Here is a 13,030-nt window from a genome sequence, read left to right as displayed (position 1 = left end):
GCAACCTCGCGGCTTTCGTTCATCCGACGGTCTGCCATGCCCATCTTTCTGCCCTCCCGCCGCACCGTTCTCGCGCTGATCGCCGCCAGCACCGCCCTGCCCGCGCTGGCCAGCGATGCCACATTGCTGAACGTGTCCTACGACGTGGCGCGTGAGCTCTACAAGCAGTTCAATCCGGCCTTCGTCGCCGCGCAGAAGGCCAAGGGCCAGACCGTTGTCGTCAACCAGAGCCACGGCGGCTCCAGCAAGCAGATCGGCGCCGTCATCGGCGGCCTGGAGGCCGACGTCGTGACGATGAACCAGGCCACCGACGTGGACCAGCTCGCCAGCGCCGGCCTGACGCCAGCCGACTGGCGCTCCCGTTTCCCCAACAGCGCCGCGCCCTACTCGTCAACCATGACCTTCCTGGTCCGCAAGGGCAACCCCAAGGGCATCAAGGACTGGAGCGACCTGGCCCGCCCCGGCGTGCAAGTCATCATCCCCAACCCCAAGGTCACCGGCAACGGCCGCTACAGCTACCTGGCCATCTGGGGCAGCGTCATCGCCACCGGCGGCAGCGAAGCCCAGGCCCGCGAACTGGTCACCAAGGTGCTGACCAACGTACCGGTGTTGGACGGCGGCGGCCGCGGCGCCACCACCACGTTCACGCAGCGCGGCATCGGTGACGTCCTCGTCACCTTCGAGGCCGAGGTGGAACTGATCGAGAACGAGTTCGGCAAGGGCCAGTTCGAGCAGGTCAACCCCAGCATTTCCATCGAGACCGACGCACCGGTGGCATTGGTCGACAGGGTCAACGCGAAGAAGGGCACGGCCACGCTGGCCAAGGCCTACCTGGACTTCCACTGGAGCCCGGAAGGCCAGGAGATCATCGCCCGCAACAACTTCCGTCCACGCGACCCAGCCGTGTTCAAGAAGCACGCTCAGCGTTTCGCCAACATCAAGCTGTTCACCGTCGACCAGACGCTGGGCGGCTGGGCCAAGGTCAGCAAGCAGCACTTCGCCGACGGCGGCTCGTTTGACCAAGTAATGGCGAGCATCAAGCGTTGACGCAATGCCCCTCGCACAGTTTCGCCAGCTGAACGCGGCGAACCTGATCGGTCCCCCGAGGGGATGGCGGTGCGAGCGGCATTGAGCCGCCCGCACATCGCCCAGGCCGGGCCGGCTTGGGAGCGGCCCGGCGCTCGGCCCGAAATGCAATACCAATAACTCGATATGGCTTCCTTTTCTCTTGGTCGACGGCGTGTGCTGCCCGGCTTCGCGCCGACGCTGGGCTTCACGCTGTTCTACCTGTCGCTCATCGTCCTCGTGCCACTGGCGGCGGTGTTCCTGAAGTCCTCGGGCCACGGCTTCGACGCCTTCTGGGCTGCCGCCACGTCACCGCGTGTGATGGCTTCGTACAAGCTCAGCTTCGGCGCCTCGCTGATCGCCGCCGCCATCAACCTCGTCTTCGGCCTCATCCTGGCCTGGTGCATCGTGCGCTATGAGTTCCCGGGCAAGAAGCTGGTCGACGCGCTCATCGACCTGCCCTTCGCCCTGCCCACCGCCGTCGCCGGCATCGCGCTGACGGCGCTGTACGCCCCCAACGGCTGGGTCGGCTCGCTGTTCGCGGCCGGCGGCCTGCTGGCGCCGCTGTTCGGCGAAGGCGGCGCCAAGATCGCCTTCACGCCGCTGGGCGTGCTGCTGGCGCTGATCTTCATCGGCCTGCCCTTCATCGTGCGCACGGTGCAGCCGGTGCTGGAGGACATGGAGACCGAACTGGAGGAGGCGGCTGCGTCGTTGGGCGCGCAGCGCTGGACCACCTTCCGGTTTGTGGTGCTGCCCACGCTGCTGCCTGCGCTGCTGACAGGCTTCGCGCTGGCCTTCGCACGCGCCGTCGGCGAGTACGGCTCCGTCATCTTCATCGCCGGCAACATCCCCATGGTCAGCGAGATCACGCCGCTGATGATCATCGCCAAGCTGGAGCAGTACGACTACGTCGGCGCCACCGCCATCGCAGCCGTCATGCTGATCTTCAGCTTCGTGCTGCTGCTGGCCATCAACGGCCTGCAGGCCTGGAGTTCGCGCCGGGGGAGCAAGCGATGAGCGCCGCACTGCATCTCGCGCCGGCGCGCGCCCGCGCCAAGTACCAGGACAACCCGGCCACGCGCGAGGCGCTCGGGGTGCGCTTCGCCCTGCTGGTGCTGGGCCTCGGGTTCTTCGCCATCTTCCTCGTGCTGCCACTGGTGGCCGTCTTCACCGAGGCGCTGCGCAAGGGCTGGGAGGTCTATTTCGCGTCGCTGGCCGACGAGGAGACCTTCTCGGCCATCAAGCTGACACTGATCGCCGCGGCCATCGCCGTGCCGCTGAACCTGGTGTTCGGCCTGAGCGCGTCCTGGCTCATCGCCAAGCACGAGTTCCGCGGCAAGCAGTTGCTGATCACGTTGATCGACCTGCCCTTCTCGGTGTCGCCCGTCGTGGCCGGCCTGATGTACGTCCTGATCTTCGGCGCCCAGGGCTGGTTCGGCCCTTGGCTGCAGGCACACGACGTGAAGATCATCTTCGCCGTGCCCGGCATCGTGCTCGCGACCGTGTTCGTCACCTTCCCCTTTGTCGCCCGCGAGCTGATCCCGCTGATGCAGGCCCAGGGACGCGACGAGGAGGAGGCCGCCACCGTGCTGGGCGCCAGCGGCTGGCAGACCTTCCGCCGTGTCACCCTGCCAAACATCAAGTGGGGCCTGCTGTACGGCGTCATCCTGTGCAATGCGCGGGCGATGGGCGAGTTCGGGGCCGTGTCAGTCGTGTCGGGCCACATCCGCGGCATGACGAACACGCTGCCGCTGCACGTCGAAATCCTCTACAACGAATACCAGTTCGCCGCGGCCTTCGCCGTCGCATCCGTGCTCGCGCTGCTGGCGCTGGTGACGCTGGTCATCAAGCAATTCATCGAATGGCGCGCATCGAGCGCGACAAAGGAAGAGTGATGGGCATCCAGGTCCAAAACATTCACAAGAGCTTCGGCAACTTCACGGCGCTGGGCGACGTGTCGCTGGACTTCCCACGCGGCGAACTGGTCGCGCTGCTGGGCCCGTCGGGCTGTGGCAAGACCACGCTGCTGCGCATCATCGCGGGCCTGGAACAGGCCGACTCCGGTCGCGTCCTGCTGGACGGCCAGGACGCCTCCGACACCCATGTGCGCGAGCGGCAGGTCGGCTTCGTGTTTCAGCACTACGCGCTGTTCCGCCACATGACCGTGTTCGACAACGTCGCCTTCGGCCTGCGCGTCAAGCCCAAGAAGCAGCGCCTGCCCGAGGCCGAGATCAGAAAGCGCGTCACCGAACTGCTCAAGCTCGTGCAGCTGGACTGGCTGGGCGACCGCTTCCCGCCCCAACTCTCCGGCGGCCAGCGCCAGCGCATCGCTCTGGCCCGGGCGCTCGCCGTGGAGCCGCGCGTGCTGCTGCTGGACGAGCCCTTCGGCGCGCTGGACGCCAAGGTGCGCAAGGAACTGCGCCGCTGGCTGCGCCGCCTGCACGACGAGCTGCACATCACCAGCATCTTCGTCACCCATGACCAGGACGAAGCCCTGGAAGTGGCGGACCGCATCGTGCTGATGGACCACGGCCGCGTCGAGCAGGTCGGCACGCCGCAGGAAGTTTACGAGCGCCCAGCCACGCCCTTCGTCTACGGCTTCCTCGGTGCGGTCAACCGCTTCGTGGGCCATGCCCGCGGCGGCGTGCTGCACATCGGCGAACACCAGTTGCCGCACCAGGGCGTGCACGGCGACGGCGAGGTGCAGGCCTATGCCCGCCCGCACGAACTGCAAATCGTCACCGACAAGTCGGCTCCCGGCCTGGACGCCACCGTGGAGCGCGTGCTGGCCTTCGGCGCCAGCGCCCGTGTCGAGCTGATCGGCCCGGACGGCCAGCCACTGGAAGCCGAGCTGACACGCGACCAGGCCGAGGAACTGCGCTTGCAGGGCGGCCAGCGCGTCAAGCTCAGTGCCGCCCGGCTGAGCCTGTTCGAGGCAGGCGCCGGCATCTAGCCGGCCTGGGCCTGCAGCACGCGGGCGATCTCGGCCGCCGCGCGGAACAGCGGCTGGCTGGCCGCAGAGGCGAGCCCCTGGGCGCGCTGTGCGGGGCCAGCGTCCGGCAGCGGCGGCGGGCGCAGGCCCAGGCTGCAATGGCGCAGTCGCAGCGGCACGGCGGCCAGCGCCCTCGCGACGGCCGGCAGCCGCGCGCGCAGCCAGGGCAAGGCCTCGGCACGTTCGACGCAGCAATGCAGCAGCAGGCCATGGCGCCACTGCAGCAGCACCAGCACCCACCCTTCGGGCGTGGACAGGTTCAGGCTCAGGCAGACACCCCCCTCGGCCACCTCCGCCTGCGCGCTGCTGCCGTCGTGGGCCGCGTCGTCGTGGCCGGCCGCAGCGGGCCAGAAGCCATTCAGCGGGCTCAGCAGGCGCAGCCACAGCATTTGGCCAAGCCAGCCCGTCAGCTGCACCGGCGCGGCATGGGCTGCCAGCAGGGATTCGGGACCGAGCGCATGCCCAACCGGGCTCTGCGGCGCGCGCAGCTGGTCGGCCAGCAGCTGGGCGCGCCATTGCACGGCCACCTGGGCCGGCAGCCGCGCGTCCTGGTTCAGATGCCAGCGCTGCAGCCGGCCCTGGTCCGGCCGCAAGGCCCGCCAGCCCCACTCGTCGCCCGGCGCCTCCTCGGGCGCGGCGTCGCGTGCCGGCTCGCGCTGCAGCAGCTGCAGCTCCAGCCGTGGTTCGCGCGACAGCACGCGCAACAGCAACGTGTCGCCCGGCCGGGCCAGGCCGGCAGGCAGGCCCAGCTGCAGGCCGTCCTGAGCATCGCCCAGCAGACCGCCATCGGCGGTCTGCGCGACGCGCAGGCGCAGCAGCTCGCCGACCTGCGCCTCACGCCCACCGGCCTGGCGGGGCCAGGCCTCGATGGGGCGCAAAGGCCTCAGGGCGGGAATGGGGGAGTTCATGGGCAGACGAGCTTGCCCAATGGAAAAGCGACCAAAGCCCGAGAAACTTAACTTCTGCACCGGACGCTGGTGCCGAAAGATGCGTCACCGGCACGATACGCGAGCCGCCATCAAGGCCTCCACGGCACGTGTCAGCGGGATGGGCATCGATCGGTACGAAGCCTCACCGTGGACTTGCCGCGCCGCAGTATGTCGTGGCTTGACGGCCGCACGTCCCAGAGGCCAACCGGCCTGCACCTCCACGCACGCCAGCAGTGATCGCAGCACCCCGGCCCGTGCCGGCACAACGCGATTTCATCGATAGTCTTAAGGAGGTGTCCCTTCGCCCACAGGAACATACTGCCTGCCGGATCGACGTCGTTAGCAAGTCCCGGGAGGTGTACGGATGACGACACGGAACCTGGTGCAGCTTGGTCCGACCGGCATCCGGCGCGCCACGGATGCGTTGCGGACAGCATGCCTGCGACTGGCGTGCGGGGTCCTCGCGGCTGTTGCGCTGCTGCTGCCCGTCCATGCCCTGGCCGCTCTGGTGTCGATCGGCCCTGATGCCGATTTCGTGCCGCGCAGCTTGCGATCGCTGTCCTCGCCAGCACCGATTGCGAGCCTCGGCAGCGGTGCCCTGGCATTCAACGGCGGCCTGGTTTTCGATGCCGGCAGCTCGCGCCTCTTTGGGATCGCCAACGACTCGTTCGGAAACTCGCAGCTCTACAGCTTCACCGCCGCCGGAGGCGGGCTGACGGCACTGGGAAGCAGGCTGGGCCAGGGGTTCTACGGCGGCTTGGCGCTGGACCCGCTGACAGGAAACTTCTACGGGGTGGCCGACGACATGCTCGGCGGCGCCACGCTATACGCCATCTCCGCGGCAGGTACCGCGACATCGCTTGGCGCCATCGGCAGCGGCTACTACGGTGGCTTGGCCTGGGCCGACGGCAAGCTCTACGCCATGGCCGGCGATGCGCTGGGCGTACAGCGCAGCGTCTATGCCATCGACATCGCCACCGCCTCGGCGTCGCTACTGTTCTCACTCGGCGATGGAAGCCTTGGGTTCAACGGCGGCCTGGCTTACGACGACGTGGCCGATCTGTTCTACACGATCGGCAACGATAGCTTCGGGAACTCCTCGCTCTACGCCTTCACGGCCGGTGGCGCGGGTGCAGATCTCGCGGAGCTCGGCTCCCCGTTCGGCCAGGGCTTCATCAATGCCGGGCTGGCGATCGTTCCGGCTGGCCTTGTGCAAGAGCCCCTGTCCGAGTCGCCGACATTGCCCCTTGTCGTGCTCGCACTGTTCATCGCCAGTCTCGGCCGACGCACGAAATCCACCTGAAAAGGAGACGCCATGCAGATCAGCCACGCAATCACGACCAGGCCATTGCTCCTGTTGCTTGCCATCGGCGCGGGTCCGGCTGCCGCGCAGTACTCCACGCCCATGCGCGACGTGGACAACCCCGACCGGGCGCCATATCAGGAGAGCGTGTCCTTCACGCTCGACCCGCCGTTCGTGAACGGCTTCGGGCTCTTTCCGACGCCACCGAACAAGCGCTACGTGATCGAGTACGTCACGATTTCCTGCACCAGCACGGGAGCCGGCGACATCTTTCCGCAGGCCTTCCTGGGCGTTCGCAAGATCTTGTCCGCCACGGTGACGACCGGAAACTCGCTGGCCCTGACACCACCGCAGTACTCCGGTCCTTCGCCCTTCGGCGGCAATGTGTATCGCGGCGCCACGCAGCTCAAGGCCTACAGCGACTGGGACCCCTTCGCCGCCGGAGGCCCGGGCGGAACCGCGATCTCCTTGAACGTGTTTCACACGGCTGCAAGCGTGGGGGCCTCCTGCTCCGCCACGATCACTGGCCACACGATCACTCCCTGAGGCACGCTGCAATGGATGCGAGGACTCCCGCACGACGCGGCCGCGCGACCTCTCGGCGGACGTGGGCGGCTGCCCTGATGGGCGTACTCGTCCATGGCAGCGCCTCGGCCCAGGTGGTTGCGCCTTCTCCGGCTGGTGCTGTCGTGCAGGCCGCGCCTCGATCAGCGGTTGCATCGGTTCGTGCGGTTCAGCTGTCCAGTGGCGGCTTCATGCTGGAGCGAACCGATGTGGTCACGCCCTTGCCCGGCATGCCATCTGCAGCAGCCAGTGCGCCAACCGTTAAGGCCGGCCTCGCCGCCAGCCGGCTTGACGCCGGCACCCACGTGCTGAACCCGGACGTGGCAGCGGAAGTACCAGCGAGCCCCGCGCTCCCCGCAGAGCGTCTGGCCCAGCGTGCCGGTGCCGCTGGGCAGCTCGTCCTCGTGCGGACGGACGAGACTCATGCCATGAGCACGCCGTCGGGCCCGAAGCGACGCATCATCGTCCTGCAGCAAGGCAAGTTGCCGAACGTGCCCGAACCCGACGTGCTCTATCGCATGCCCTGACGCCGACAGGCCGTCGGCCAGCGGCCGAGGCAGCCGCCCAGCTCTACGCCCGGATGTGCTGCTTGAGCTTGGAGCTCGACACGCCATGCGTGCGCGGCAGGCAAACCACCTCGCACAACGCCTTGAGCTCGTCAAAGCGGCCTTCCCAGTCGTCCCCCATGACGAAGGCTTGCGCGCCATAGCGCTGGATGTCCCGAGCCTTCTGCTCCCAGCCTTCCTCGGCGATGGCAAGGTCAACGTAGCGGCATGCACGCACGAGCTCGATTCGGTCGGCAAAAGGCACGGCCGAGCGCTTGCCTTTGACTGCGTTGAACTCGTCGGTGGAGACCGCCACCACGAGAAAGTCCCACTGCTCCTTGATGCGGCGGAACAGATTGACGTGTCCGACATGGAACAGGTCGTAGGTGCCGTAGGTGATGGCGACGCTGGGGGCGAGCCCGGCATGTCGGCGGCCGGGTGGCGGGGCGGGAGGCATTAGCGCACTCCGAGGGCTTCGTCGAGTTCCTCGGCGACGAGTGCCACGAGGCGTTCGCCGGCAGCGCCGTCCCTCTGGTCATGCAGCACCTCCAGCAGGCGTCGCCGTGCCTGGCCGGAGGCAGCGCTCTCCTTGGTGGCCTTCAGCAGCTTCAGCAACTCAGCTGTCGTGCTGGCCACGGCGCCCGGAGGGGTCTCCAGCTTGGCGTCGAAGAGCTGGCGGGACTGCGTCGTGTAGGCCGCATGGTCGGGACGGAACAACAGTACGGGGCGATCCAGCAGCAGGTAGTCGAACATGATGGACGAGTAGTCCGTGACAAGCAGGCTCGCCTGGCTCAGCAGCGGATAGACGTCGCTGCGCGCACGCACGAAGCTGACTTGCGGCATCACCTGTGCGAGCTTGGGCACGAGCGGCTGCTCGACCGGATGAAGGTTGACGACGAGCAGGTCGCCGCTCGCGGCGACGGCGGAGGCGAGCTCCGGCAGGCCGGCCTGCAGCAGCCAGCCGGGATTGCCGTCGCGGAACGTAGGCGCGTAGAGGATGACCTTGCGGCCACGGCGCAGGAAGTCCTGGGCGCGGCGGTAGACGTCCATGTCCACGTTGACGAGGTCATGTGCCGTGGGCTCGCGCAGCAGCACATCGTTGCGTGGGTAGCCGATGGGCGCGTACTGCCCGAACGCGAACCAGCGGCGGAACTCCTGCTCCTGTCCCGCCGAGGTGCCGACCAGCCGGCTGAAGGGGCCGCAGGTATGCAGCACGCGGGCGAAATGCGGGGACATGCGCCCTAGCCCGGCGAGGTTGCGCAGACCAATCTCCTTGATGGACACGCCATGCCACAACTGCACCTGGCGGGCGCCGGCCAGCAGCGCGGCTGCGTAGGGGTTGCTATTCAGCAGGTGGTCGTCGATGACGGCCACCGCTGCAGCCAACGCGGTGTGCAGGTGGCCGGCGGTCCAATCCGCAGGCGCCACCGGGAAACAGTTGCCCCCGGTCAGCGCCACCTGCTCTGCCTGCGCCGCATCCATCGGCAGGAACCAGCATTCGGCCCGCAGCGCTTCAGCCTGGGCCAACGCGGCCAGCCAGGCGTACTTCACGTTGTTGCCGAAGTAGGTGCCGCCCACGAAGACGACGATGCGCTCCTTGGGGTGCATGCGCGATACATCGGCCAGGTCGCGGTTGCTGCGCTCCAGGTTCAGCTGGGCCTGCAGTTCCTCGATCCTGGCGTCCTGCTCGCGGCCGCGCTGGTCCAGCCCTCGCAGTTCATCGTTGCGCAACTGCACGATGTTGTCCACCAACGCATCGATGGCGGCCAACAACTGTCCGTTGGATGCCTCCAGCTCGGCCACGCGCTGCCCCAGGCCGTCGATCGGTGCGGCGACGGGAGGTGCCAGCGCGGCGGCGATCTGCTGGTTCAGTGCATCGGTGAGCGAAGACGATGCTGGCGCCGAGGGCGATGCCACCGGCGCCGCGGCGACCGGTGGATGCTCGACCGCAGCCGCCAACGGTTCGGGTGGCAGCCCCGCCTCGGCTCGCGCCCACATGCGCTCCAGCAACGCCGCGAAGTCGCGTGCATAGCGTGGCGCGTCGAACAGCGGGAGCTCAGTGCGTCGGGCGCGCAGCCGGGTCTGCGCGGCGCGCAGCTCGCCCATGTCGCCCTGCGTCAGTGCGACGGCCCGCTCCACATACGCCTGCGCATCGACGCAGACGAAGTCAGGCAGCTCGCAGGCCTGGGCCAGGCTGGCCGCCACCCGCGACGCGAAGGTCTCGCCTGGCACGGTCAGGACCGGTACTCCGGCCCACAGCGCATCGCTGGCCGTGGTGTGCGCATTGCAGGGCCAGGTATCGAGGAACAGATCTGCGGCCTGCAGCCGCGCCACGTTGAGGTCCTCCGCCACTCGCGACGAGAAGATCAGGCGCTCGGCCGCGACGCCGCGCCGGTCCAGTTCGACCACAAGTGCCTTGCTCGCGCTCTCGTTCCAGTTCAGCAGCCACAGCACCGCCCGCGGGCTGCCATTCAGGATCTGTGCCCACAGGTCGGCCATCTCTGCCGTGATCTTGTAGGTCTGATTGAAGCAGCACAACACCGGCACACCCGCGGGCAGGCCCAGCGCGGCGCGGTCCACCGGCGGCAGCGGCGCGCGCTGTCGGTCGTTGGGCTGATAGCTGTGAGGCATCTGCGCGATGCACTCGGAGTAGCCGTCCTGGTGTGCCAGCGGCGTCACCACCGGGTCGCCAATGACGTAGTCCAGGAAGTCGGCGCCGGTGGTGCCCGGATAGCCGAGGAAGCTGAGCTGCACCGGCGCAGGGCGCTGGCTCAGCACCTGCATCCGGCCGTTCTCGGTATGTCCCTTGAGGTCGATGGCGATGTCGATGCCGTCCTCACGCATCAGTCGCGCCACCTCGGCATCGTTGACATTGTTGACGTCGCGGAACTGGTCAGCAGCAGCGCGCATGCGCCGCTGCTGGGCGGATCCATCGACCGGGCTGTGGCAATACAGGAAGACCTCGAACCGCTCGCGGTCCAGCAGCTCGACGAGCTCCACCAGCAATGTCACAGTCGCATGCTTGAAGAAGTCCGACGACAACAGGCCCAGGCGCAGCCTGGGCTTGTGCGTACCGGCTGCCGTGACGGGGGGCAAGGGCCGCAGGCCCCGCGCAAGGCGCTCGGCCTCCAGGCGGCCGGCGTGCAGGTGCTGCGCGCGGCTGGCCGGCAGCGACAGCAACGCGAACGGCGGGATGCCAATGTCCGAACGTGCCAGCCTCTCCAGCAAGCGTGCCCCCTGCTGCTCCAGTTCCTCCCAGCGCGCCAGACGGCCCAGCTGGTGGACCAGCAGGCTTTGCGCCAGCACGCCATATCCCTGCTTGCCGTCTGACGCGAGCAGGCTGGCCGTCTCGAAGCTGATCGCGGATTGCGCGTCCATGCCCAGCTGCTTCAGCGCCAGGCCGAGGCGGTAATGCGTCGCGGCCCGCTTGGGGTCGAGCTGCAGCGTGTCGATGCAGACCTGCACTGCGTCCTTGGGCCGGTGCGCACGAAACAGTGCCAGCGCCTGCTTCTCCAGCGCCTGCGGGTCGCGCCGCAGCGGCTCCGGAAGTTGCTCGCAGGCAGCAGCCAAACCGGCCCAGTTGGCCTGCAACTCCAGGCACTGCAGCAGCAGCAGGTGCGCCTGCGCGTGGGTGGGCGCGAGCGCGATCAGCTGCCTTGCGGCCTGCTCGGCACGCACCGCGTCCCCCATGGTCAGCCCCAGCTCCACCAGGTCCAGCCAGGATTCGGTCGCTTCAGGCGCGAGCTTGGCCGCAGACTCAAAAAACGCGGACGCCTTTTCCCACTGGCGCGCCGCCATCGCCTTGCGGCCGGCCTCGCCGGCTTGCCGGGCCTTCAGGCCCTGACGGGTCGGGGCGGACCGGGGTGCGACAACATTCATACGAGCATCCTGAGCAAATTGGGGCGTGCCGGCAGCGGCATGCCAATCGGCCGCCACTATCCCTGCAAAGCCGGTGCGCGCCACGCGAAGGCCAAAAAGGAAAACCGGGCCTGGGCCCGGTTTTTCACGCTTGCCGGCTTGTCGTGCCGGACCGAGCTATTACTGCAGCAGGGACATGACCATGCCGGACATGCTGTTGGCCTGCTTCAGCATCGACGTGCTGGCTTGCATCAGCATCTGCTTGGTCGTCATGTTGGACGTTTCGGTCGCGTAGTCCACGTCCATGATGCGACCCGTGGCAGCCTTGGTGTTGGTGCTCATGTTCTGCAGGTTGTTGTAGACGTGGTCCAGGCGGTTGGACGCAGCACCCAGGTCAGCACGCAGGGCACCGACCTTGTCCAGCGCGGTGGCCAGGTTGTCGATGACGGAGTTGGCGCCGGCGGTCAGCTCGGTACCCAGGGCCGTGCCGGTGGTGTCCGAATAGCTGGCGGAGATGGTGCTGATGGCGCCAGCCAGGTTGCTGATGCTGGTACCCAGGTCCACGTCCATCGTCTCGGCGGAAGCGGCGCCGATCTGGAAGGTCACGTTGCTGCTCAGCTGGCCGCTCGTGCCGTTCGTCGTCGTGCCGTCGCTGAACAGCTGCTTGCCGCCGAACGAGGTGTTCTTGACGATGTTGGCCAGTTCGCGACCCAGCGCGGCGTACTCGGCCTGCATGGCGGTCTTGTCGTCGGCCGTGGTCGAGGCCGTGAAGGCTTCGGTGGCCAGGTCCTTCATGCGGACCAGGATGTTGGAGACTTCGTCCAGCGCGCCTTCGGCGGTCTGCATCATCGAGATGCCGTTCTGGGTGTTCTTCATGGCCACGGCCATGCCGCTGGTCTGGGCCTTCAGGCGGGTGGCGATCTGCAGGCCGGCGGCGTCGTCCATGGCGGAGTTGACGCGGAAGCCGGTGCCCAGGCGGGACATCGACGTGGACAGGGCCGACTGGGTCTTGCTCAGCGAAGACTGGGTGGACAGGGCCGATGCGTTGGTGTTCAGGCTCAGCATGGGGGGCTCCAATAGGGTGGGTTGATCTGCTTGGCGGGGCAAGCTTTCCTGCCCTCAACAGCACAGGGCGGCAACCTCGGCGTGGAACTTAAGCGCCGTGCACAGCAAATTCGTTTTCTGTGCATTCGCAGCGCCCGACGTGCAATCCATCACGCCTGGCCGGGCCGCCCACGGCCCGTACGGGTTCTCAGCGGTCGGCGGTGGCGCCGCCGAACTCGCCGCGGAGCTCGGCCAGCTTGGCGAGCAGGTCCCGAAGCTCCAGCTCGCCCTGCAGGCCGAGGTTGACGAAGCGGCAGCCGACGTGCAGTTGCTCGCCGATCAGGAAGGAGCGGTGGAAGCGGTAGGAACGAACCTCGAGATCGGCCACCAGAGCCGCATGCCCGGCCAGCACCAACCTAACCTGCGCCAGCTTCTGGCCGACGAAGATGCCCTGCCCCTGGTCCACGGCACCGCGCAGGCCCAGCCCGCCCAGCGACAGGTCATCGACGTTGAAGCTGCGCGGCTTGGCCAGCAGCGTGAACTCGGCGCGGAAGGTCGGGCCGAGCGGCACGTCGCGGCGCGGCGCGGCGCGGCGCTCGCCCGCGGCGGCATCTGCGGCGGACGCGGGGGTTATGGCCTCGGCCTCGCTGCCCGACGGACCTTCCATCGGTCCAACGGCCGTGGCAGGCTTGGCGCGCAAACCGAGGCGGAACAGAGAGAGGCCTTTCAC

Annotated in this window: 12 protein-coding genes; 7 read left to right on the top strand and 5 right to left on the bottom strand. The window is 68.0% G+C overall.

Annotated elements, in window-relative coordinates:
* The first annotated feature begins 36 nt into the window (after positions 1-36).
* From QM732_RS07090 to QM732_RS07075, 4 genes are all read left to right on the top strand, one after another.
* Positions 37-1,047: a sulfate ABC transporter substrate-binding protein gene (locus QM732_RS07090; protein WP_415655476.1), complete on the top strand. Its 1,011-nt coding sequence runs from the start codon at positions 37-39 to the stop codon at positions 1,045-1,047.
* A gap of 165 nt (positions 1,048-1,212) precedes the next feature.
* The gene (gene cysT, locus QM732_RS07085; RefSeq protein ID WP_415655475.1) at positions 1,213-2,082 is read left to right on the top strand and encodes a sulfate ABC transporter permease subunit CysT; all 870 of its coding nucleotides are present in this window, start codon (positions 1,213-1,215) and stop codon (positions 2,080-2,082) included.
* Entirely contained in the window at positions 2,079-2,960 is an 882-nt protein-coding gene (gene cysW, locus QM732_RS07080) for a sulfate ABC transporter permease subunit CysW (protein WP_415655474.1), read from the top strand. Before cysT ends, cysW begins: the two co-directional genes overlap by 4 nt.
* Positions 2,960-4,018 (top strand): sulfate/molybdate ABC transporter ATP-binding protein, encoded by a 1,059-nt coding sequence (locus QM732_RS07075; protein WP_415655473.1) that lies wholly within the window; start codon positions 2,960-2,962, stop codon positions 4,016-4,018. Before cysW ends, QM732_RS07075 begins: the two co-directional genes overlap by 1 nt.
* Here QM732_RS07075 and QM732_RS07070 read toward each other — a convergent pair.
* Positions 4,015-4,965, bottom strand: a complete 951-nt coding sequence (locus tag QM732_RS07070) for a hypothetical protein (RefSeq protein WP_415655472.1) — start codon at positions 4,963-4,965, stop codon at positions 4,015-4,017. The genes QM732_RS07075 and QM732_RS07070 overlap by 4 nt on opposite strands.
* Before the next feature lie 385 nt (positions 4,966-5,350).
* On the opposite strand from QM732_RS07070, the gene QM732_RS07065 reads away from it, so the two are divergent.
* The 3 genes from QM732_RS07065 to QM732_RS07055 all read left to right on the top strand — a co-directional run bounded on the left by QM732_RS07065 (position 5,351) and on the right by QM732_RS07055 (position 7,380).
* A complete protein-coding gene (locus QM732_RS07065) occupies positions 5,351-6,289 on the top strand; it encodes a hypothetical protein (RefSeq protein WP_415655471.1) in 939 nt (312 codons plus the stop codon).
* Positions 6,290-6,301: 12 nt separating this feature from the next.
* Positions 6,302-6,835, top strand: a complete 534-nt coding sequence (locus QM732_RS07060; protein ID WP_415655470.1) for a hypothetical protein — start codon at positions 6,302-6,304, stop codon at positions 6,833-6,835.
* Between the two features lie 209 nt (positions 6,836-7,044).
* Positions 7,045-7,380: a hypothetical protein gene (locus QM732_RS07055; RefSeq protein ID WP_415655469.1), complete on the top strand. Its 336-nt coding sequence runs from the start codon at positions 7,045-7,047 to the stop codon at positions 7,378-7,380.
* A 43-nt stretch (positions 7,381-7,423) separates the two neighbouring features.
* Here QM732_RS07055 and QM732_RS07050 read toward each other — a convergent pair whose 3' ends face one another.
* The 4 genes from QM732_RS07050 to QM732_RS07035 all read right to left on the bottom strand — a co-directional run bounded on the left by QM732_RS07050 (position 7,424) and on the right by QM732_RS07035 (position 13,030).
* The gene (locus QM732_RS07050) at positions 7,424-7,855 is read right to left on the bottom strand and encodes an adenylyltransferase/cytidyltransferase family protein (protein ID WP_415655468.1); all 432 of its coding nucleotides are present in this window, start codon (positions 7,853-7,855) and stop codon (positions 7,424-7,426) included.
* The gene (locus tag QM732_RS07045) at positions 7,855-11,277 is read right to left on the bottom strand and encodes a CDP-glycerol glycerophosphotransferase family protein (RefSeq protein ID WP_415655467.1); all 3,423 of its coding nucleotides are present in this window, start codon (positions 11,275-11,277) and stop codon (positions 7,855-7,857) included. Before QM732_RS07045 ends, QM732_RS07050 begins: the two co-directional genes overlap by 1 nt.
* A 159-nt stretch (positions 11,278-11,436) precedes the next feature.
* A complete protein-coding gene (locus QM732_RS07040) occupies positions 11,437-12,321 on the bottom strand; it encodes a flagellin (protein ID WP_415655466.1) in 885 nt (294 codons plus the stop codon).
* Between the two features lie 187 nt (positions 12,322-12,508).
* Positions 12,509-13,030, bottom strand: a complete 522-nt coding sequence (locus QM732_RS07035; protein WP_415655465.1) for a hypothetical protein — start codon at positions 13,028-13,030, stop codon at positions 12,509-12,511.

The organism is Roseateles sp. (genome assembly GCF_047654805.1).
Classification (GTDB): Bacteria; Pseudomonadota; Gammaproteobacteria; order Burkholderiales; family Burkholderiaceae_C; genus Pelomonas.
Note: the sequence above shows the minus strand (reverse complement) of the source record. Positions and strands in the feature narration are given on the sequence as shown.